Origin of the sequence: Bacillus sp. FSL R5-0560 (assembly GCF_037966305.1) — a bacterium.
In the GTDB taxonomy this organism is placed as follows: domain Bacteria; phylum Bacillota; class Bacilli; order Bacillales; family Bacillaceae; genus Bacillus; species Bacillus mojavensis.
In genome coordinates this window covers 3828770-3850536 of record NZ_CP150195.1, presented here as the reverse complement: position 1 = coordinate 3850536, position 21767 = coordinate 3828770, and the positions used below count along the sequence as shown (strand labels likewise).

23 protein-coding genes are annotated in these 21767 nt (G+C 44.9%); 11 read left to right on the top strand and 12 right to left on the bottom strand.

Going from position 1 to position 21767, the window contains the following annotated elements; translation table 11 throughout:
• Nucleotides 1–77: 77 nt before the first annotated feature.
• Nucleotides 78–497 carry a MarR family transcriptional regulator gene (locus tag NST56_RS20130; protein ID WP_326331440.1) on the top strand — a complete coding sequence of 140 codons (420 nt, stop codon included), beginning with the start codon at nt 78–80 and terminating at the stop codon, nt 495–497.
• A gap of 42 nt (nt 498–539) precedes the next feature.
• Here the strand turns inward: NST56_RS20130 and NST56_RS20125 are convergent, their stop codons facing one another.
• Nucleotides 540–728 carry a 2-hydroxymuconate tautomerase gene (locus tag NST56_RS20125; protein WP_003222038.1) on the bottom strand — a complete coding sequence of 63 codons (189 nt, stop codon included), beginning with the start codon at nt 726–728 and terminating at the stop codon, nt 540–542.
• Nucleotides 729–837: 109 nt separating this feature from the next.
• Between NST56_RS20125 and NST56_RS20120 the strand changes: the two genes are divergently transcribed.
• The 3 genes from NST56_RS20120 (at nt 838) to NST56_RS20110 (ending at nt 2601) form a co-directional block, all read left to right on the top strand.
• Entirely contained in the window at nt 838–1497 is a 660-nt protein-coding gene (locus tag NST56_RS20120; protein WP_326330012.1) for a site-2 protease family protein, read from the top strand.
• Between the two features lie 12 nt (nt 1498–1509).
• A complete protein-coding gene (locus tag NST56_RS20115) occupies nt 1510–2028 on the top strand; it encodes a YwhD family protein (protein ID WP_010332295.1) in 519 nt (172 codons plus the stop codon).
• 150 nt (nt 2029–2178) lie between these two features.
• Nucleotides 2179–2601 (top strand): hypothetical protein, encoded by a 423-nt coding sequence (locus tag NST56_RS20110; RefSeq protein ID WP_339178743.1) that lies wholly within the window; start codon nt 2179–2181, stop codon nt 2599–2601.
• 32 nt (nt 2602–2633) lie between these two features.
• Here the strand turns inward: NST56_RS20110 and NST56_RS20105 are convergent, their stop codons facing one another.
• Nucleotides 2634–4709 carry a transglycosylase domain-containing protein gene (locus NST56_RS20105; RefSeq protein WP_168749009.1) on the bottom strand — a complete coding sequence of 692 codons (2076 nt, stop codon included), beginning with the start codon at nt 4707–4709 and terminating at the stop codon, nt 2634–2636.
• 200 nt (nt 4710–4909) lie between these two features.
• Here NST56_RS20105 and speE point away from each other — a divergent pair, with 200 nt between their 5' ends.
• Nucleotides 4910–5740 (top strand): spermidine synthase, encoded by an 831-nt coding sequence (speE, locus tag NST56_RS20100; protein ID WP_229148621.1) that lies wholly within the window; start codon nt 4910–4912, stop codon nt 5738–5740.
• 60 nt (nt 5741–5800) lie between these two features.
• Nucleotides 5801–6673 carry an agmatinase gene (gene speB / locus NST56_RS20095; RefSeq protein WP_268446831.1) on the top strand — a complete coding sequence of 291 codons (873 nt, stop codon included), beginning with the start codon at nt 5801–5803 and terminating at the stop codon, nt 6671–6673.
• Nucleotides 6674–6807: 134 nt separating this feature from the next.
• On the opposite strand, the gene NST56_RS20090 is transcribed toward speB, so the two are convergent.
• Together NST56_RS20090 and NST56_RS20085 are read right to left on the bottom strand one after the other, a co-directional pair.
• The gene (locus NST56_RS20090) at nt 6808–6927 is read right to left on the bottom strand and encodes a PhrC/PhrF family phosphatase-inhibitory pheromone (RefSeq protein ID WP_010332289.1); all 120 of its coding nucleotides are present in this window, start codon (nt 6925–6927) and stop codon (nt 6808–6810) included.
• Nucleotides 6911–8056, bottom strand: coding sequence for a tetratricopeptide repeat protein (locus tag NST56_RS20085; protein ID WP_010332288.1), 1146 nt, complete (start codon nt 8054–8056; stop codon nt 6911–6913). The genes NST56_RS20090 and NST56_RS20085 overlap by 17 nt, the downstream gene beginning before the upstream one ends.
• 227 nt (nt 8057–8283) lie before the next feature.
• Between NST56_RS20085 and NST56_RS20080 the strand changes: the two genes are divergently transcribed.
• Both NST56_RS20080 and NST56_RS20075 read left to right on the top strand, forming a co-directional pair.
• Entirely contained in the window at nt 8284–9636 is a 1353-nt protein-coding gene (locus tag NST56_RS20080; RefSeq protein WP_339178734.1) for a YncE family protein, read from the top strand.
• 40 nt (nt 9637–9676) lie between these two features.
• A complete protein-coding gene (locus NST56_RS20075; RefSeq protein WP_339178732.1) occupies nt 9677–11032 on the top strand; it encodes a YncE family protein in 1356 nt (451 codons plus the stop codon).
• A gap of 6 nt (nt 11033–11038) precedes the next feature.
• Here the strand turns inward: NST56_RS20075 and NST56_RS20070 are convergent, their stop codons facing one another.
• The 8 genes from NST56_RS20070 to sboA all read right to left on the bottom strand — a co-directional run bounded on the left by NST56_RS20070 (nt 11039) and on the right by sboA (nt 17981).
• Nucleotides 11039–11740 (bottom strand): bacteriocin biosynthesis protein AlbG, encoded by a 702-nt coding sequence (locus tag NST56_RS20070; RefSeq protein WP_339178730.1) that lies wholly within the window; start codon nt 11738–11740, stop codon nt 11039–11041.
• On the bottom strand, nt 11737–13014 hold the full coding sequence (locus NST56_RS20065; RefSeq protein ID WP_339178728.1) for a pitrilysin family protein: 1278 nt from the start codon (nt 13012–13014) through the stop codon (nt 11737–11739). The genes NST56_RS20070 and NST56_RS20065 overlap by 4 nt, the downstream gene beginning before the upstream one ends.
• A gap of 5 nt (nt 13015–13019) precedes the next feature.
• On the bottom strand, nt 13020–14183 hold the full coding sequence (locus NST56_RS20060; RefSeq protein WP_339182321.1) for an insulinase family protein: 1164 nt from the start codon (nt 14181–14183) through the stop codon (nt 13020–13022).
• Complete coding sequence (locus NST56_RS20055) at nt 14173–15486, bottom strand: bacteriocin biosynthesis protein AlbD (protein ID WP_339178725.1); 1314 nt, start codon at nt 15484–15486, stop codon at nt 14173–14175. The genes NST56_RS20060 and NST56_RS20055 overlap by 11 nt, the downstream gene beginning before the upstream one ends.
• Nucleotides 15479–16198, bottom strand: coding sequence for an ABC transporter ATP-binding protein (locus NST56_RS20050; RefSeq protein WP_010332280.1), 720 nt, complete (start codon nt 16196–16198; stop codon nt 15479–15481). The genes NST56_RS20055 and NST56_RS20050 overlap by 8 nt, the downstream gene beginning before the upstream one ends.
• On the bottom strand, nt 16195–16356 hold the full coding sequence (gene albB, locus NST56_RS20045; protein WP_010332279.1) for an antilisterial bacteriocin subtilosin biosynthesis protein AlbB: 162 nt from the start codon (nt 16354–16356) through the stop codon (nt 16195–16197). The genes NST56_RS20050 and albB overlap by 4 nt, the downstream gene beginning before the upstream one ends.
• Before the next feature lie 12 nt (nt 16357–16368).
• Nucleotides 16369–17715 carry a subtilosin maturase AlbA gene (gene albA / locus NST56_RS20040; protein WP_339178719.1) on the bottom strand — a complete coding sequence of 449 codons (1347 nt, stop codon included), beginning with the start codon at nt 17713–17715 and terminating at the stop codon, nt 16369–16371.
• Between the two features lie 134 nt (nt 17716–17849).
• Nucleotides 17850–17981 carry a subtilosin A gene (gene sboA / locus NST56_RS20035; RefSeq protein ID WP_003222002.1) on the bottom strand — a complete coding sequence of 44 codons (132 nt, stop codon included), beginning with the start codon at nt 17979–17981 and terminating at the stop codon, nt 17850–17852.
• A 311-nt stretch (nt 17982–18292) separates the two neighbouring features.
• On the opposite strand from sboA, the gene NST56_RS20030 reads away from it, so the two are divergent.
• From NST56_RS20030 to NST56_RS20020, 3 genes are all read left to right on the top strand, one after another.
• Nucleotides 18293–18721, top strand: a complete 429-nt coding sequence (locus NST56_RS20030; RefSeq protein ID WP_333513467.1) for a DUF1934 domain-containing protein — start codon at nt 18293–18295, stop codon at nt 18719–18721.
• The gene (argS, locus tag NST56_RS20025) at nt 18718–20388 is read left to right on the top strand and encodes an arginine--tRNA ligase (RefSeq protein ID WP_339178711.1); all 1671 of its coding nucleotides are present in this window, start codon (nt 18718–18720) and stop codon (nt 20386–20388) included. The genes NST56_RS20030 and argS overlap by 4 nt, the downstream gene beginning before the upstream one ends.
• Before the next feature lie 134 nt (nt 20389–20522).
• Nucleotides 20523–21710, top strand: coding sequence for a nitrate/nitrite transporter (locus NST56_RS20020; protein ID WP_339178708.1), 1188 nt, complete (start codon nt 20523–20525; stop codon nt 21708–21710).
• Nucleotides 21711–21767 lie beyond the last annotated feature (57 nt).

Below are 21767 nucleotides of genomic sequence, written 5' to 3'. Positions count from 1 at the left end.
TGTCTGGTATCAGTAAAATAATAAGTAAATCATATCGTTCGTATGTTATGAATGCATCTCGAAATGGGGAAATCTACATGGACCATGACAAACTGGAAGCAAATTTGCTGGATCACGCACTTACAAAATATTTGAAAAGCACGAAGCAATTAGATGAAGCCACCGTTCCAAAACACGTGAATAATGTAAGAGGATTTATTCTGCGGATCATATACAGACATGGGAGCTGCACCATAAAGGATATTCTGAAGGAGGTCACACTGTCTCCCTCTGCCACCACAACCGCTCTGAATCACTTAGAGCAGGAAGGGTTTATTAAGAGATCCAGAAATAACAATGACCGCCGCACCGTATGGATTACGCTTTCTGAATCGGGGCAGGCAGCGGCTCTTCAAATGATCCAAAACCGCCAGCAGCTGATTGACGGCATGTTTGAACGTTTAACTGCCGAAGAGAAGGCATCGTTTTTAGCCATTATTGAAAAAATGACGAAATAGAGATGAAAAAGCCGGCTTGCGAAGCGCCGGCTTTAAAAAAGATTATTCCATATCGCTGAGGCGTTTGCCTGCGACCGCGTAATGGTCTTTTCTCATTTCTTCTATAAAGACAACAATTTTTTCTTCAGAGGCACCGGTCGTTTCTTTCACGGCTTCTGTTACTTTCTCAACTAGATTGCGTTTCTGCTCGTCTGTACGGCCTTCAAGCATTTTGACGGTTACGTATGGCATAGGTGTGAGTCCTCCTTTATATCGTTTTCCTCTCTTTAGGAAAAGAGGCTTCTTATAGTATACTGAATAAAGTAAATTCTTGCATTTTTAGAAAGAGGGATCATTTCACTTGGACCGTTTTTTATATTATCCGTTGTCTCTAATGCCATATCTGGTCATTACTTTAATTGTTTCGTTTACAATGCATGAGCTCGCTCACGCCTATGTCGCATATAAATTTGGTGACAATACGGCGAAAAGAGAAGGAAGACTGACGCTGAATCCTATCAAACACCTTGATCCGTTCGGAACCATTTTGATCCTGGTGGCCGGCTTTGGATGGGCTCGCCCTGTTCCCGTCAATCGCCGTTTCTTTAAGAAACCTCGTTTGGCCGGCGTACTCGTATCCATTGCCGGGCCGATCAGTAACCTGATTCTTGCGTTTATCGGCTTCTCTTTGTTAGTGTTGATGCATGCTTACGGAATGGAATTGCTTGCGGCATTCAGTACAGGACTGGATCAGTTCTTTTCAATCTGGATACAGCTGAACCTCGTTCTGTTTTTATTTAATCTGCTGCCGCTGCCGCCGCTCGATGGCTATCGTATTATTGAAGATCTCGTCCCGCCGGGGGCGCGTGTTAAGATGACGCAAGCGGAAAGCTACGGCTTTATCGTCTTTTTGGTACTGTTTGTGACACCGCTCGGATCCTACGTGCTTTGGCCACTGCTAAATGCCGGAAGAGATCGGATTTTACAGCTGTTTTCAGCGATATTTCAACCGCTTTTGTAGGAGGTAGAACTCATGGAAGAAAAAAAGAAAAAATCAATCGGGTTTAATATTATCAAAAGTGATCCGACAGACGGACACGGCGGATTCGGCGTAGGGGCACTCAGCCTTGATAACATTTCCCCTGTATTCGTCGATGTAGAGGAAAAAGAAGCGTTCGTTGACATCGGCGCGATGCACGCCCGCAGCGTCGTTGAAAAAGGAATTAAATTTCTGCCTAATAAAGAAGAAGTTCCAAACGGCAAACCATACTGGCTTGTATGGGTGACGATTGACAGAAGAGAAGAGGGCCCTTATTACGCAGGGGTAACAGCCTGTGAAATGACGGTCGACAGAAGCATCAGAAGAGGCTACAAATCGCTGCCGGAGCATGTGAATCTGATGGATAAATCGATGAAACGGAACATTATCATTGATCAAATGGATGACAGCTCGAAGCGAGTGCTTGGCGAATTTCTGAAAAACCATGACCAAGGCCTGTGGGAACGCTCTTCTGATGAATTGAAAAAAGGACTGCTTCCAGAAGAAAATTAGTTTGTGAACTTTCTGTGAACTTTTAGAAAATTTGAATTATTTTCTGTGAACATTGAGTAAACTGGTGATACAGAAATAGGACATGGAAAATCCCGAGCCGAACCAAGACTCGGGGTTTTTCATTTTTTTTTGGCAGATAGGAGAGATATCATGTTTCAAACCATGAGGATTGGTGATTGGGTCATTGAAGCGGACGTGGAGGAAACGAGAAGGCAGTATGCAAAAGATATTAAGGATATGTGCGAATGTCTTCTTTGTGAAAATTACCGGGAAGTAATGAAAACACTGCCGCGTGAGAAGGCGCAAATGTTTGAGGATTTAGGTCTTCAGCCGTTTGTTTGTACCGATATTAATGAATTTGGACAGGAGGGTGACCGTCATCTTTATGTGGCCAGCTATTTTATTGTCGGACGTATTATAGAAGGGAAAAAAGAATGGGATCCGGACCGTAACTGGTATATATCATTTGAAGTGCCGAGAGATGACCACTTTATCCCCGAAGGATTCCCGAAACCGGTTCTCCAGCTTGACTGCGTGACGCTGCTCCCATGGATAATCGAAGAACCATATTAAATAACCCGGCATTCTAGCAGCCGGGTTATTTTTTACTGATTCCGTCCCAGCCATTTGTCCCACCACTTTTTCGGGGAGGCGGGCTTTTCCTTGACTGGATGCTGGTCTTTTGTTTGTTTGACAGGCTCTGAACCGTAGCACACATTCGCTGGCTCTGTGCCTTTCACAAAATACGTGTAATGCTTGGCTGCGCAGCCGGGGCCGGAGGAGTAGCCTGTTGCCGGATCGATGTAGACGCCGGTCACGCCTTTTGGCGGTTTAAAGGCCGTTTCGGGTTCTCCTTTGAGCGCATCCTCCATAAACTCCGCCCAAATGGTTTTGGCATAGTTTTTTTCTTCGACTGAGTCGATGGTGCTGTTTTTGTCATAGCCCGTCCACACACCCGCAGCCAGCTTCGGATTGAAGCCGATCATCCAGCTGTCCGCGCTTGTTGTGCCTGATTTTCCCGCATAGGTTCTAGTCAGGCGGTCCGTGATTGTCCGTCCTGTCACGGATGTATAGCCGTTTAAATCGGTATCAAACATGCCTGTCATCATGTTAGCGGTCACAAAGGCAGCTTTTTCATCAAGCACTTGTTTATGCTGATTCGGGCTTTCGTACAGTACATGGCCGGCCGCATCAGTTACCCTCGTGATAAAGGTTGGTTCAATTTGCTTCCCGCCATTTGCAAGCATAGCGTAAGCATTGACCATCTCAATCGGGCGCACCGGTTCCGTGCCGAGGGCCAAGGATGGCAGCGCTTGGAGCTGCGCGGTGATGCCAAATTCCTTTGCCGCCTGAACGAGCTTGTTCATCCCGAGAAAGAGATGGGTCTTCACAGCGTAAATGTTGTCAGACAGCGCCAGCGCCTGAAGAAGCGTAATCGGTTTGTTTGCGTAATAACCGTTATAGTTGCTTGGAGAATAGGTTTCTCCCTTTGCGTCTATTTGAAACTCGGTTTCTTCGCTTTTCATCAGTGTCACTGGCGTAAACCCGCTCTGGATCGCTTTATAATACAGTAACGGTTTGATTGTCGAAGCGGGCTGGCGTTTCGCCTGTGTCGTCCTGTCAAATGGGCTTTTTTGATAATCTCTACCGCCGACTTGAGCGAGAACATGTCCTGTGCGTGGATCAATGGCTGAAAATCCGACTTGAATGTCAGAACCGGCGTTAACCGTTTCGGTAATGGTTTCCTCGGCAATGCGCTGAAGCCGTTTATTTACGGTTGTATACACATTTAACCCGCTCGTTTCAATTTGCTCCCGCGTCATGCCGAGTTTTTTTTCCAAATCTCTCATCGCATTATCATAGAAATAAGGCGCTTTTCTGCTGATGGCGTGTTTATTCAACGGCTGATAGGAAAGAGGCTCTTTGATCAGCTCGTCCGCTTTTTTGCGGCTGATCATCCGCTGCTTTTCCATCATCCGCACAATTGTTTTTTGGCGATCCTTAGCCTTTGTTTCATTGACATAAGGCGAATAGCCGGAAGGGCCTTTCGGAATACCGGCCAAAAGCGCCGCCTCCGCATCTGTCAGGTTTTTGGCATGCTTGCCGAAATAGAGGCGGGATGCGGCTTCAATGCCATAGGCGCCGTGTCCGTAGTAAATCGTATTTAAATAGCCTTCTAATATCTCGTCCTTAGAATAGTTTTGTTCCAGACGGATTGTATAGAACGCTTCATTCCATTTGCGTTTCCACGTTTTGTCGTGTTCAAGATACAGGTTTCTCGCGTATTGCTGAGTGATGGTGCTGGCGCCCTGAACCTTGGCCAGCGCTTTTAAGTCGGCCAGCGCCGCACCGGCCATGCGTTTATAATCAAAGCCATGGTGATCATAGAAGTTCTGGTCTTCAATTGCCACCGTCGCTTTTACAATCGTCGGATTCATGTCCTTTAAGGGGACCCAATAGCGTTTTTCGCCATAGTTCGTCTCCCCGAGTTTAGAGCCGTCACTTGCAAATAAAATCGTGGATTGCGGCACTTGAACTGAGGGAGCGCCCTGGTATTTAGCTATCAAAATGACAGTCATAAACACAGCAGCTGCCGCTAAGCACGCGAAAGCCCCAAGAAAGATAAAGGCGCGAACGGTTTTGAGCGTCAGTCTCAGCCGTTTATTTGTCATTGCATCCACAATGGTTCCCCCTTTTTTTATGTTTCTACTATTATGAGAAAAAAAGATTGTTTTTAAACATCGCATACAGGACGCATCTTTACTTTTTCCCCGCCATCCTCTATACTTTTTCCTTAGGTGAAAATGCGATTTCAACCGGGAATAAAAGCTGAAAAGACGCTTACAATAAATGAAATACAGCCTTGAAAGGGAGATGACAATTGAGCGAACTTTGGTACACAGAGAAGCAGACGAAAAACTTTGGCATTACATTGAAGGTTAATCAAACATTACATACAGAACAAACTGAGTTTCAGCATTTAGAAATGGTGGAAACAGAAGAGTTCGGCAACATGCTGTTTTTGGACGGTATGGTCATGACGTCAGAAAAAGACGAATTCGTTTATCACGAAATGGTGGCGCATGTGCCATTGTTTACGCACCCGAATCCTGAGCATGTGCTGGTTGTCGGCGGCGGTGACGGCGGCGTCATCAGAGAGATTCTGAAGCATCCGAGCGTGAAAAAAGCGACACTTGTTGATATTGACGGCAAGGTCATCGAATACTCTAAAAAGTTTCTTCCTTCTATTGCAGGAAAACTTGACGATCCGCGTGTTGACGTGCAAGTGGATGACGGATTTATGCACATTGCGAAATCTGAAAATCAATATGACGTCATTATGGTAGATTCAACTGAACCAGTCGGACCTGCTGTTAACCTGTTTACAAAAGGGTTCTATGCCGGAATCGCGAAGGCGCTGAAAGAAGACGGCATTTTCGTCGCTCAGACGGACAACCCATGGTTCACACCGGAATTAATCACAAATGTACAGCGTGACGTGAAGGAAATCTTCCCGATTACAAAGCTGTATACGGCGAACATTCCGACATACCCAAGCGGTTTGTGGACATTTACAATCGGTTCGAAAAAATATGATCCGCTTGAAGTGGAAGACAGCCGTTTCTTTGACATTGACACGAAATATTACACAAAAGATCTTCATAAAGCGGCGTTTGTTCTGCCGAAATTTGTGAGTGACCTGATTAAATAATGAATGTATGGCGCAGGAGCGAATCTTGCGCTTTTTTACAGGAAAGCGAGGGTTTTATAGATGAGATTTGATGAAGCTTATTCAGGAAAAGTATTTATCGCGAGCCGTCCAGAGTGGGAAGAGGCGGACGCCATCCTTTATGGCATGCCGATGGACTGGACAGTGAGCTATCGTCCGGGATCACGCTTCGGCCCGGGAAGAATCCGCGAAGTGTCAATCGGCCTTGAAGAATACAGTCCGTATCTGGACCGTGATCTGGCCGACCTGAACTTCTTTGACGCCGGCGACATTCCGCTGCCATTCGGCAACCCGCAAAAAAGTCTTGATATGATTGAAGAATATGTGGGCAGCATTTTAGAAAAAGGGAAATTCCCAATGGGCATGGGCGGGGAGCACCTCGTGTCATGGCCTGTCATTAAAGCGATGTACAAGAAATACCCAGACCTGGCGATTATCCATTTTGACGCACATACAGATCTTCGCGTTGATTATGAGGGAGAACCGCTTTCTCACTCCACGCCGATCCGCAAAGCGGCAGAATTGATCGGACCGCAAAATGTGTATTCATTCGGAATTCGTTCCGGCATGAAAGAAGAGTTCGAATGGGCAAAGGAAAACGGCATGCACATCTCTAAGTTTGAAGTGCTTGAACCGCTGAAAGAGGTACTTCCGAAGCTGGCAGGCCGTCCGGTATATGTCACAATCGACATTGATGTATTAGACCCTGCACACGCACCGGGAACAGGAACTGTTGACGCCGGCGGCATCACGTCTAAAGAACTGCTTGCATCGGTCCATGAAATCGCGCGCTCAGAAGTAAATGTGAAGGGCGCTGACTTAGTGGAAGTCGCACCAGTGTACGATCACTCAGAACAAACGGCAAACACAGCCAGCAAAATCATCCGTGAAATGCTGCTTGGGTTTGTGAAATAAGAGAAACATCCAGACTCTTGTCTGGATGTTTTTTGTTCCCGTGCTTTGCAAACATCTTATTCAAGGGTCAAGACAGCATGGATGGGGAGACTGGAAAGAGGGGACAAAAAAACCGCCGATGAAGGCGGTTTATCTTAAATCATTCCTCGCTGAGCAACTTCCATTTGATGTGCAGGTGCAGTTGCAATACTTGTTGCGACAAACACTGTGCTTAGGGCCAGACAAGAGAGTAATATTTTAGACTTCAATTTCATACAATTTCACTCCTCCTTGAATAAGCTGTCTTACTTGTTCCACCTTCAGAAAATACGCGGAAGCTTTTTGAAAATTTTCACGTCCATGATAATATTTTGCCACATCAAGCGCAAAATCTTCAAGATCAGCATACATCATTTTACTTTCGAGAAAATCGAAGAATGTTTGAATTGCCTCTTCATCCGGGCCAGATAAGTATAAAGATTTCAAAAATTCAAACTCTGATAAGTAAATGATATCTCCGGCCTCTTTAGAATAAGCAATTCCTTTACTATGATATTCATGAGCTTTATCCATTTTTCCTAATTTATAATGAATTTGTGTAATCAAAAAATAAGCTTGGGGCAGAGAAGGAAGAATGTTAGCTTCTTCAAAAACGGATATGGCTCTTTTGAAATATGTGATTGCTGACTCATACTGCTCTTGGCTGTTTTTGCAAAGCCCAATGTTGTACAGCGTTCTTCCCATTAATTGGGGCTGTTTTTCGGATTCAGCCATTGTATAAGCTTTTTTGAAATGTGATATGGCGTCCTCATATTGCTTGAGATCTAAGAAGTTGGTAGCAAACAAAGAATGGCATTGAAGCAATCTAATATTATATGCCGTGTGCTCTTTGTATATTTCATATGCCTGCCGTGCATAGTCCATGGAAAAATACGTTTGTTTCATATAGTAATAAGATTCAGACATTTTAAAGAAAAACTCAGCTTTTTCTATTCGATCCTTTACAAAAATCAGCTTGCTTTCGGCTTTTTTGAAAAATTTAATAGCAGACAAGTACTCCCGCTGGTCCAGTTCGTACATGCCCCTGAAAAAATTAAAGTAATAATCAAGGACTCCGGTTAAACGAGCCTGTTTTTTATCAATTTCAAGCAGCAAATCGGACAGTCGCGGCTGTTCCTCTATCCGCATTTTTTCTAACGGTTCAAGATACTCAAGCATCAGATTGTGCCGGAATTCCATCAGTGAATAATACAAATGAAGATCCTGGTCTTCTTCTATTTGAGCCAGCTCTTGTTTGATTTCTCTTCGTAAGTATTCCGCATCCGGTATGCTGAATCGGCGTATGTACATGTACCATTCATTAATCTTTTCTCCCACAGAAGAAGAAGATATAACACTTGTCACCTTTGAAAATCCCTCCCTTCACCATTCTATATATGTCATATTTTATCATTTTCATTCAGATCAAAAGCGCAAAAAAACCGCAATTTTTTTTTCGTTACACCGCATGGTGGCCGGAATTTCTTCAAAAACAGCTTTTACCCTCGGCTGTTTGTACAAGCAAACACATTCAATTTCCATATTCTGTTGTATCTGCGTGAGCAGTGTATGTCTGAAAAGGAAGTGATGAAATGAGGAAAAACAAGCTTTCCTTTAAAGAAAAAGCAGAAGCTACACAAGATTGTTTGTGTTTTTGTGAGGAAGAAGTCAGCCGTGAAGCCATGTTTCAAGCGCCGATAGAATTGCCCGAGGGGTTTGTTGTTGATCCGGCTGAGGCTGTTGCAAACGTCACATGGAATGCAGACAGCCTTTCTTGTGTCAGTGAACGCTGTTTAATTCAAACGGGGCCTGAGCCTGATGAGGTCGGTGTTCAATTTGCAGTCCGCCTGCAGGGAACCGTCACGCTTCTTGTTAGTGTCTCACCTGTGCGAAATCAATATGGACAAGGGGAGGGGGCTATTTCTGTCATTCACAATGTAGAGATCGATCAAGTTGTCTATTATTCTGATGAACCGGATGATTGTCCGGATGTCAGTGACATTACGATCGAGAACCTTGTTGTCGTCCCGCCATTTTACGGCAGTCCTTTATCGGTGACGGGAACGATTGTGCTTGTACCGGGACCGGAGCCTGTTTATGCGTTTACAGCGAATCCAGATGATCAGTCGGTTTCTGTGATTGATACCAATACTCATACCGTGGTGACAACGATTGCTCTTCCGTACGAGCCGACAGGTATTGAGATGACCCCGGATAAAAGCTCTGTGTTTGTCTTGCATTTTAACAATAATATGATTTCTGTCATCGATTATGACACATTGACTGTTACTGCATCCATACTGCTAGATCAGCCGCCTGAAACAATTAAATTTGGGCCTGAGCACGATTTCGCTTATGTTCTCGCCGGTAATGCCATTTATGTGATCAGAATAGAAACTTCAACTGTAGAAAGGTCTATTCCTGTTGAAGGGTATGATATTGCAATTGATCCTAATGGGTTGTTCGCCTATGTTCTTGATTTTGGTTTAGTGCAAAAAGTGGATTTATCTACCGGTGACGTTACAGGAACGATTGAACGAGAGCTTATTGTCAATTCTATAGAAACAAAGCCGCCGGAGCGGTATGCCTATGTATTAGAACAAGATCACTTCTTAAATTATTTGACGATTATTGATTTAGATACGTTTACGATCAGTAGCACCCAAGAGCTGGAGTATGAGGGTGAGTATCAAATGTTTAAGAGCGGTTCAGGATTGTATTTGTTTGATGGTTTCACTCACAATCTATATTCCGTCAGTCCAAGTGGTGCAGGCGTAATAGGAAATCTTCCGCAATCGGCAAGAGATTTTGCGTTTACCCCGAATGGCGAATTTCTGTATGCAACTCGTTTTATAGAGCAAAGCATCATTGTTTACAACACGGATGACTATTCTGTGGAAACTGTCATATCGCTTGGCGTTTCACCGAGTGACATTGCGATTTAACCAATTGTATATTGTGCCTTTCTAAAAGGGATGTGAAATCATGAAAAAGAATGACCTTTCTGCTTTACAGGAAAATTGTTTCTGTTTTTGTGATGAAGAAGATAGCCGTGAAGCACCATTTCAAGTTCCTATTGAAGTGCCGCTAGGTTTTACTGTTGATCCGGCTGAGGCAGTTGGGAATGTGACGTGGAATACTGATAATCTTGCATGTATCAGTGAACCTTGTATAACCGAGGCAGGGGTTGTTTATGGCATTCGCCTTCAAGGTACGATTGAATTATTGGTTAGTGTTGAACCCGTACGAAATGAATATGGACAGGGAGAGGCAGCAATCTCAGAGGTTCATACAGCGGAACTTGATCAAATTGTTTATTATTCCGGACAGGCAGAGGACTGTCCGGATCTGAGCCAAGTCACAGTAGAAAATATAGTGATTGTTCCACCTTTTTACGGAAATCCACTGACCGTAACGGGAACAATCATTCTAGTGCCGGAGCAGGAGAAACGTTCTTACGTGTTTACTGCCAATACTGGAGACAGCACGGTTTCAGTTATTGATGCAGAATTAAACACTGTTGTAAAAACGATTCCATTTTCTGCTGTCCCGACTAATTTAGGCGTTACTTTTGATAAAGCATACACGTACGTCCTTCATGGGAATACAAACCTTGTCTCAGTAATTGATAACAACACACTAACGATTATAAATACCATTACTGTTGGAGGAGGGCCTAGAAAGATTGAATTTGATGCAACAGACGAGTTCGCGTATGTGATGGCCGCTGGCTCTATTTATATAATTAACATGGCTTTCCAAACGGTGATTAATGTCTTCCCAGTACCTGGTGCCTCAGATTTTGCCCTAGATCCAAATGGACAGTTTGTCTATATCGCCAATACGAGTGGATGGTCGGTTGATCAATATGATGTGAATACAGGCCAGTTGGTAGCAAGTATTATTAATACATTTGAATATCCAAGCTTAATTCAAACCCCTTACGCTGGTAATTTTGCTTACGTGATGAATAATGAACTGTGGCCGAAAAATGTAACAGAAATCAGTTTGTCACCATTAAGCAGGGGAGGCGACTTTGACCGCCTATTTGACACCCTGAGGACGATTGTATTTTCTGCGGATAGCACTAGAGCTTACTTTTTAGAGACTTATAGTGAACCGTTTCTCATTGACAATTTACATGTCGTTGATACCGCTACACAAAGTATCATTGCAAACGTATCATTTCCTAATGCCTTTGATTTAACAGTCACACCCGACAATCAATACATTTACGCGGCACAGCCCGGCGACAATGCAGTGACCGTGTACCGCACGAGTGATTATACAGCCGTGACGGTCATTCCGGTTGGCGCGGGTCCGTCTGCGATTGCGATGTAGCTTACTTCACAGGTCGAGAGAAGCGGATCTGCGATAAGAGAATTGTTTATAAATAAAAGATCCGATCTGCTGGATGGCAGCTAAGATGATCAGAAACAGCAGTTCACTTATAGTAAAACTGAACATCCACCATATCCCGGCTCCTGTCAGCACACCCACAAGCACTTTTCTGAACAGGCTGCCATGCTGGAATAGCTGCAGCAAGTACGTTCTCATATAAAACAATAAGTACAAAATTAGTAACACTGCTAGCCCCATTGTAACGGCAGGGGGCGTGTGAAAGCTGAAGGGAACGGCTTTAACGATTTCGAACATGCAGCCGAAAACGATGACCTGATATAATACAGCAGCCATCACATATGATTGTCGGATGCCCCTATAGCTGTCGCGCAGCAATTTTACATCGCCGGCATAACGGCTGCACAGCTTGCGATGCTGAAAGTCACAGCAGCTTTGATGAGACTGTGTGAGTTTCTGAAAAGCTGCTGTCATGTTTTTGACAGATTGCGTCACATAGTGAAGATAGAGAAAGGCTGGCAGCATTAGTACGGAAGCGGCACAAGCCAACAGCCCAAGGCGGGCAGCGTCATTTTTAATCAGCTGTACATATCGGCCTGCGGCTTCGGCACCTGAGTCAAACCAGCCGAAGGAATAAGCCGCCATGGCCGCAAGCAGCAATAATAAAGTAAAGACAGTGCTTTTTTTCATTGCCTCATCACTTCTTTCTGGGGTACATGAATGACTGCTTTGTTAGAAGAAACCATTGCTTCAATGAGAGCCAAAAAATCATGAGAATTCATCTGCTGAATGGTGCGGTAAAGGCCGAGAAACGAGCAATCATACTGTTCACACTCTGCCGCCCATTCAAAGCATTTACGGACGTAATCACTGTCATAGATGATCGCGTTGACGAAAGAATCCTTGCCGTATTCAAGCCAGGCTTCGGTACGGTTTTTCTGCTGCGTGATATAGTAAGATGCTACATCAATGTATGCGGAAGAATGTGCCCCTTTACTGTGAAGGATCAAAAAGCCGCCATCCTCTGATAAGTGAACATCCGCTGATAGGCTTTGGATATTCAAGCGGTACGTTTGCCGGATCTCTTGAAAAAACGGCGATTCCATGTGAAACAGGATGCGAGAGGCAATGTCCCAGTACAGCTTCAATGTCAAAAGTCCGTTTTCTCCTGGGAGCGCCCCGATTTGTATTCCGGTCCAAGTGTCTTCCGGCTGCTCCTCATCACCCTTTACGACTTTTTGTGAGAGGGGAGGGCATGCAGGAATGATTTTTCTGTCAGAGCGGCTGCCAGAGCGATTTTCCAGCCTGAGCTGAGAAGGCAAAAGAGTTTCCGCATCTTCTGTGCCGCCGATCAGAAATAGCGTCATCTGATGGGGCTGGTAGGCGGCCGCATAGGCTTCCTGCAGATCACAGACCGTTAGAGCCTCAATGTCTTTTTTTCTGCCCGCGGGGAAGACTGCGGCTGGTGAGGCAGGAGACAGCATCTGGATTAGCTGATAATGGTAATGAAGCTGGTGGTTAAGAAGCGCCGTTTCTATTTCACTTGTAATCACGGCTTTTTCCTGAGCAATGATCTGCTCATCAAACGAGTGGTTCCATAAAGCGTCAAGCAGGATTGGAATGGTTTGTCTAAGCCGATCCGGCAATGAGGTAAACATGAAATTTGTATCAGTGTAAGTAGTGAATGCATTCAACAGCGCTCCGTGTTCAAAAAAATCACTATACAGATTGCGGCCGTTATGCCAAAAGAGGAGGTGTTCTAAAAAGTGCGCTGTGCCATATGGCAGCAGCCTGCCGCCGGTTTCTGACTGTAAGCGGACATCCCGGCTTCCAAAGCCGGTTTTGACATTGCACAGTCTTAAATGGGCGCGGGGGAATTGTAACCTAAATATTTTCATTCCGTTGTCTGCGTATCTGATATCGGTTCGTTCATCCAGCTGTTGAAAAAAGGCTTCCTTTTCCATATCTCTCATCCCCTTACTACATGAGCTCCGATATATGTAAGTTTCTTGATGAATTGCAGCAAATCAAGGCAAGTGACCGCTGAGATGCTGTACAGCAAGTCTTCTTTTTTGCAAGAGAAACGGCGCAGGATTCCCATATAGGCTAAGAGCCCTTCAGGAGAATCAAATTGCAGCAGGATTTCATTGATTAAAAATTGCTTTGCCTTGTTTAATTCGGGTTCATCCGTGTGAAAACCTGATACAGCTTCCAATATTCTTGGAGGAATCTCGTTTTCATAAATCTGGTCGGTGCATAGGGAAACAAGCAGCATATTGCTCATGATGTCATAGCGGGTGATCACATGGTAAACAGCCAAATCTTTTTCGCGAAAATGCCGAAATAAAGCGGAATGGCCGTACTTGCCGAGCAATCCGTCTATCAGCTGGATGGCTAAATAATCGCGGATATCTTTCATGTCTCCGCAGTCAAAGCCAAGTGTCATAACGGACGGTCCCGCTGTACTGCGTGTCTCTGTTTCAAAAATATGCTGATTCACAGGTTTTCTTACAGCAGACACGGCGGACGCCTTTGAGGCATGTCCCTGAACATCACATGACTGTATATTTCCTAATATGTTCAGCTGTTTCTGCTGAGAAAATAAATCAGCGATAAATTCCGACGCATCCAGAAAACGTTTAGGATGCACAGCTATTAGCTTTTCTTTTCGGCCAAACATAGCAGTGCCATACATCGGGTTTCCAAAGGCTTCTTCCGCCAGACGGGCTGCTGAATAGGAGAACGGGTCAGCGAATTTCTTTTCCATTTTCAGCAGCAGTTCGGCTTTTGCCTTTTCCGCTGCGCTGGCAGAAAGAGAAACCGGAAAAGAGGACATGTCAACAAAAGTGTTCAGAACGGTATCTGTTTGAAACCCCTCACCATATAACGGGTGAATCATGCGGGTCCCGTACGTTTTCAGCTGCTGGTCAAAAAAGAGATTTGCTGAATACATGAAGCGGCGGCCGGCGGCATAGCCGAAGGTGTCGATGATATTTTGCTTCTGGTGTGCAGCCGCGCCGTAAAAATAGATTGCTTCCTCCTCAGGTTCCGCCGCGCTTTCGATCGGCTTCAGAAAGCTCGCGGCGATCGAGATGGTTGAAAATTGATCAGTCGTCAGCAGGTTAACTTCCAAGCCGTTCTCTTTTTCCGCTTGTATCAAAGAAACCACCATCCTGTTTTTGCAGTAAATAGACAATGATCAGCCCGGCAATCGGAATGACTGCCAAGGAAATAACAGTGCCTGTTAAAGTTGCTAAAAAAAGAGGAATACAAAATACATAGGAACGGTATTTAGAGAAACCGCTCCAGAGCTGCTGCTCCGTTTGCCAGCTGAAGGACGGCTTTTTTTCATCTGAAATTAACCGAATATAAGCCCCCGCCAGCAGCAATTCCATACACTGCAAAAAAGTCAAAAGTGAAATCGGCCGGCCGCTGATCAAGCCCATTATCATGGCAATCAAAATAAACCCGCCGGCCAATAAACCGGAATAAAAGCGATATTTCGCCCAAAGCATCGTTCTGCGTTTAATCGGAAGCGTGATCAGCAGCATCCGGTCATTTTTTTCAAGAGAATACAATAAAGCAATCGGTGAGCAGATCAGCAGGAGAGCGCTAATTACGATATAGACGACATGCTGATCGGCAATGCCGGTGTTCATCATCTGAAACGAGAAGAAGCCGCTGAATGCCCCCATCACGATATAATTTAACAGCATCGCTTTAGAGGAAATAAACCGGTTCCATTCTCTTTTATAAAACGAAAATTCTGATGACCGCATAAAAGAATGCATCTTGCTCTGCTGCTGAGGCGCCTGCAAAAATGAAGGGAAGTCAATCGCAATAGCCCAGAGCATGTGAATCGTACATAGCGGGATCGTCACGGCAGGCATCAAAGCCGCACTGAAGCACACGCAGGTGAATACCGCCGCATGCAGCAGGAGTGCCGTTCTCCTTTTTTTAACGAAGAGATTGCTTAACAAAACGCCGAAAATAATTGAATAGACAGTAAAAAACGAAAATCTGCCGAGCCAATACAGGGTTTGTGCTCCTGACAGCGTTCCGTTTCCGAATAAGAACAGCGGTAATATGAAAAAGAAGAGCGTCCTTCTCAAGCAAGTATCAACAAACAAAACCACACTCTGAGCGAGCCAGAAGCTCCGGGAAGAGATCGGCAACAGACAGCTCAGCTTCATGTAGGATTCCTTCCATTGGGATGTAACAGAGAGAAATACCATGTATGCATTCATAAACAGAAGCGCGAGTGTGATGTATGTTTTTCCTAAAGTTGATTCATCAATGCCTGCCTGGCGAATCAGCCCGATTTCAAACAAGGCCAGAACGGCAAGCCCTGCGGTGATACGAATGGCGTCTTTTTTTCCTTGGCGGCCGTAAAGCTGCTTGAACAGCAATGACAGAATCGGAAACAGGTTATTCATGGCCGATCACCTCAAAAAATTCACGCCGAAGATCGGTCTCCTCTCCAATCGGAATGACCTTCCGGATCTGTTTGTGATGAAGGATGGCCGCATAATCACAAAATCTCTGCACCACATCGAGCAGATGGGAAGAAAACAAAATCGTTCCGCCTGCCTTGCAATACTCTTTCATTTTCTGATAGAAGACCTCTATTGACTCCACATCCAAGCCGACAAGCGGCTCATCCAAAATAAACAGGGGAGCCCCGAGCAATAGCCCAGTCATCAACACAACCTTTTGCCTGTTGCCGAGGGACAGCTCGGAAATTCTCCGGTTTGTGTATTGGGAAAAGTGAAATTCCTCTGCCAAACTGTTAAACTGCTGCTCTGAGAAATCTTTCTGATACAGAGAATGAACGAAAGAAACATAGTCCTTCGCCGTAATTTCTGTAAAAAGAAGCGGATAATCGGCAGCGAAGTAGCGGCGGATCTTCAGCTCATCTGATGTTTTCTGCGGCATGCCGGCGTTCGCTTCAATACCGCACAGCGTAAAGTGTCCGCTGAAATTGCGGTTAACCCCAGTCAGCGTATTGATCAGCGTTGTTTTTCCGGCGCCGTTTACCCCGAGCAGTCCGTAAACGGCGCCTTTTTCTAAATGTAAATCTACGTTTTCTAAGATAACGTTGTCTTGCTCGTACCACACGGATACATCGTGTATATCCAAAATGCTCATCGCGAGTCAGCCTTCCGCGCGCGCATACCGAAAATAATGGCGATGGCGATAGAAATCAGCGTAAACACATAATCGCTTTTTACGAAGTAGACGACCGCGCCGATGACAAAAATAATTGAAAGGATATACAGTAAAATTTTTCTTTGTGCTGGTGACAAATTGTTTCCCTCCTAAATAAGCTGGACCACATCTTCTAATTGTTCATTTTTGGCCCAGGAGCAGATGTTTTTTCTGTGGTATTTGTTGGAGTTCAGCCCTTTTAAGTAACAGCCTCCGCAATAGCCGCTGAACGGGCATTTGTCTTTCATGCAATGCTCGCTGAACCGCGGCGCCTGCGCTTTCCACAGTTTATGGACAAGAGGGGAGTCAAAGATGCTTTCATATGAATCATGAAATATATTTCCCAATGAAAATTCCTTCGGGAAGAGCGCGCACGGGCGTACTTCTCCGAATGGGCTGATCACAATCGATTTCCAGCCGGCGCCGCAGTTCGCCGCGCGTTTTCTTTCATACGGAATGATCGGGATCAAATCTTTAAATTCATCAATGACATTTTGCTCATACTCCATAAATTTGCGGTGCTGTTCGGCATCTTTCGTCGGATGGACAATATCTCTGCCTCTTCCGAAATCATCAACCCAATTGTAAGAGAACGCTTTCGCACCGAGATCGCGCACCTTTTGGGCCATGTCGTGGATTTCCCACATGTTTTTTTCGAAAACCGACATGGCGACTCTGACAAAAATACCATGATCACTCAACAATTTTATCGTTTTACAGGTTTGGGCAAAAGAGCCTTTTCTCCCTCTAAATGAATCATGCACGTCGGACTGTACGCTATCCAGTGATATGCCAACGATGATTTTTTGCTTATAGGCTTTTAACATCTCCAGGCTTTCTTTTCGCATCAGCGTTCCGTTGGTTAAGACGGCGACCTTTTTGAATTTCTTTAACACATATTCAAGAATTTCATTGGCGTTCGGATGAACGAAAATTTCGCCGCCTGTGATTTCACACGTTAAAACGCCGTTGTCATACAGCATATCAGCTGTTTTCTTAAATTGATCAACGGATACGGTGCCGAGCGCTTCCGGCGAGCTTTCTAAATAGCAGTGAGCGCACTTTAAATTGCAGCGGTGTGTCAGCTCAAAGGTGGCATGCAGCGGCATTGGAAATTCATTGCTTCCGCTGGTGGCGATTTTGTGAAAGCGTGCCCGGTTTTCAAGCTGAATGACCTGCTTATTCAAAAGCATGCTGAGCATGTCATAGTACCAGTCCTTATGGTCTTCCGGCGACTCATCATACTTTGCGCATTGCTCTTCTAAAATCTGTTCAGCCGTTTTTTGACCGTCCATCAGCATACAAAGCTCGTAAGCCGTTTTGTTGAGATCTAAGTATTCAAAATCAGAGATCGAGACGTTATCACGCAAGTAGTCAATTTCCAGCACACCGCCCTCAGGCAACTGGTGGACTCTTACACTTTCATTAATAAATGGAAACATCTGCTCTATAAACAAAATACCATCCCCTATACATATGATTCAAATGTAAAAATCATTGTGTATGTATAACCAAGATGTAGATTTTAGTTAAATTTTGTATTTTAGTTAAAAAGGGCATAGTAAATTACTATGCCCTTTTCCGGAGAACCTTATCCCCAGAGACCGAATAGACCTGTTGCACCGGCAATTTCAAAATCAGGGATAGGGCCGTCCACTAAACAAGCGGCTCCGATTGAGCATGTTGCACAACCTTTGTTTTCTACAATGACAGCTTTTTTCATAATTGAATCCTCCCTTTTTTTGTTTTTCTAGCAGATCTTTGATGTACTTTTATATTAAAACTATCAAATTACCAATTCAATACATATATTTTGAAGAAAATGTGAATTGTAAACGGTAGAATTCGGAAAAATGTAATATTTCCTCAAGGTAATTAGTGGTATGATTTTCTCTTCTATAAAGGAATTGCTTTTTCTGAGGTTTATCTTCAAATCTGATGAGCAATGATGGTAAGATAGAAGCAGTTGAAGTTTACAAACCGAATGATTATACTATTCAAGTCAAAGTGGAAAGATGAAAAGGACGTGTCAGAATGAAGCAAGAGACACCGATAACAATCCATGTGAAATCTGTAGTCGAGGATGACGGAAACGAAGAAGTGATCGAATTCCGCACCACCGGATTTTACTATGTGAAACAGAATAAAGTGTATCTATCTTATTATGAAGAACACGACTTAGGCAAAGTGAAAACGATTGTGAAAGTAAGCGAAGGCGAAGTGCTTGTCATGAGATCAGGCGCTGTCAAAATGAACCAGCGTTTCGTACCTGGAGCTTCCACAATCGCCAAATATAAAATGTCATTTGGTGAGCTTGAGCTGAAAACGAGCACAAAATCGATTCAATCTGATCTCGGCGAAGAACAAGGCCGTATCAGTATCGCATATGATATGCATGTCGGAGACGAGCAGCAGCATTTACATAATATGACGATTACGTATGAGGGAGGAACTCACGCATGAACATTGCGGAACAAATGAAGGACGTGCTGAAAGAGGAAATTAAAGCAGCCGTTCTGAAAGCGGGACTGGCTGAAGAAAGCCAGATTCCTAACGTCGTTTTAGAAACACCGAAGGATAAAACACACGGCGATTATTCAACAAATATGGCGATGCAGCTTGCGAGAATCGCAAAAAAAGCGCCGCGCCAAATCGCTGAGGAGATTGTCACTTCTTTTGATAAAGGAAAGGCTTCTATTGAAAAGCTTGATATCGCCGGTCCTGGTTTTATCAATTTCTATATGGACAATCAATATTTAACGAAGCTGATCCCATCTGTACTGGGAGCAGGGGAAGCATACGGGGAAACGAACATCGGAAACGGTGAACGAGTTCAGGTAGAATTCGTATCAGCGAATCCGACGGGAGACCTTCACCTCGGGCATGCGCGCGGTGCGGCTGTCGGCGATTCCTTGTGCAATGTGCTTGCAAAAGCGGGTTATGATGTGAGCCGCGAATATTACATTAACGATGCCGGAAACCAGATTAACAACCTGGCGCTTTCTGTGGAAGTCCGTTACTTTGAAGCGCTCGGATTGGAAAAACCGATGCCGGAGGACGGCTATCGCGGCGAGGATATCATTGCGATCGGAAAGCGTATCGCTGAGGAATACGGCGACCGTTTCGTCAACGAAGAAGAAAGCGAACGCCTTGCATTTTTCCGTGAGTATGGTTTGAAATACGAGCTGGAAAAGCTTCGCGTAGACTTGGAAAACTTCCGCGTGCCGTTTGACGTGTGGTATTCTGAAACCTCACTGTACCAAAACGGAAAAATTGATAAAGCGCTGGACGCGCTGCGTGAGAAAGGCCATGTCTATGAGGAAGACGGTGCGACATGGTTCCGTTCCACAACGTTCGGTGATGACAAAGACCGCGTACTGATCAAAAAGGACGGCACATACACATACCTGCTTCCTGATATTGCATACCATAAGGACAAGCTTGACCGCGGCTTTGATAAGCTGGTCAATGTATGGGGCGCCGACCATCACGGCTACATCCCGCGTATGAAAGCGGCAATCGAAGCGCTTGGCTATGAAAAAGGAACGTTGGAAGTAGAAATCATTCAGCTCGTGCACCTTTACAAAAACGGCGAGAAAATGAAAATGAGCAAACGGACGGGGAAAGCGGTAACGATGCGCGACCTGATTGACGAAGTTGGCTTGGATGCCGTACGTTATTTCTTCGCGATGCGCAGCGCTGACACGCATATGGATTTTGACTTGGATCTTGCTGTATCAACATCTAACGAAAACCCTGTGTATTATGCGCAATACGCACATGCCCGCATTTGCAGCATGCTTCGCCAAGGGGAAGAACAAGGACTCACACCGGCGGCGGATCTAGATTTCAGCCCTATTCAATCAGAAAAAGAATATGATCTGCTGAAAACAATTGGCGGCTTCCCAGAGGCAGTGGCGGAAGCGGCGGAAAAACGAATTCCGCACCGTGTGACGAATTATATTTATGACTTGGCTTCAGCTCTGCACAGCTTCTATAATGCGGAGAAAGTCATCGACCCTGAAAACGAAGAGAAAAGCCGTGCGCGCTTAGCTTTAATGAAAGCAACGCAAATCACGCTGAACAACGCGCTTCAATTGATCGGCGTATCGGCTCCTGAAAAAATGTAATCATGCTGAAAGGACAAAGCCAGAGGGCTTTGTCCTTTTTTTGTTACAGAATCGTGTGATATAGTTCACAAACTTCTTCACCGAGTTTTTGTATGATAAGGCTGATTATTGAATCAGTGAAAGGGGCAAGCCGAATGATTAACCGTCAACACTTTCAATTATCGCTGCAGTCATTGAGCTTGGTGGCAGGGTTTATGGTTTGGGTGCTGATTTCGTCACTTATCTCCCAGATCACATTAGATATTCATTTGAGCAAAGGCGAAATTTCCTTGGTAACGGCCATACCTGTTATATTAGGTTCGCTTCTCCGCATTCCGTTGGGATATTTGACCAACAGATTTGGCGCGCGGATCATTTTTATGATCAGCTTTATATTGCTTTTATTCCCTGTATTTTGGATCAGTATTGCAGATTCTCTGTTTGATTTAATCGCGGGCGGTTTTTTCTTAGGGATTGGGGGAGCCGTTTTTTCCATTGGGGTTACATCTCTTCCGAAGTACTATCCTAAAGAAAAACATGGCGTTGTAAACGGTATATACGGCGCCGGGAATATCGGAACCGCGATCACTACATTTGCAGCTCCCGTGATTGCACAAGCGGCGGGGTGGAAAAGTACGGTGCAAATGTATATGGTCCTGTTGGCTTTATTTGCTTTGCTGCAATTTTTCTTCGGTGACCGGCATGAGAAGAAAGTGAAGGTGTCCGTAAAGACTCAAATCAAAGCTGTTTACCGAAATCATGTGCTGTGGTTCCTGAGTCTCTTTTATTTTATTACATTTGGCGCTTTTGTCGCGTTTACAATCTATCTGCCAAACTTTCTTGTTGAACAGTTTGATCTGAGTCCTGCGGATGCCGGGCTGAGGACGGCAGGTTTTATTGCTGTATCCACGCTGCTCAGGCCGGCGGGCGGGTGGCTGGCTGATAAAGTGAGTCCGCTCCGCATCCTGATGTTTATCTTTGCCGGCCTGACATTATCGGGCGTGATTCTGTCGTTTTCGCCGACGATCGGCATTTATGCCTTTGGGGCGCTAACGGTTGCGGTGTGCTCAGGGATTGGAAACGGGACGGTTTTTAAACTGGTTCCTTTCTATTTTTCTAAACAAGCGGGAATTGCCAACGGAGTTGTGTCTGCCATGGGCGGATTAGGCGGTTTTTTCCCTCCGCTGATCCTAGCGAGTGTATTTCAGGCGACGGGACAATACGCCATCGGATTTATGGCGCTTTCGGAAGTCGCGTTAGCAAGCTTTGTCATTGTCATATGGATGTATTGGCAGGAAAGAATGAAAACACATACAGAGAGAAGCGGGCACAGCGTAAACTGAAGGGCCGCCAGCGACTGGGGAATTCACGAGATTGTAAGTTTTTTCTGAAAAGCGCAA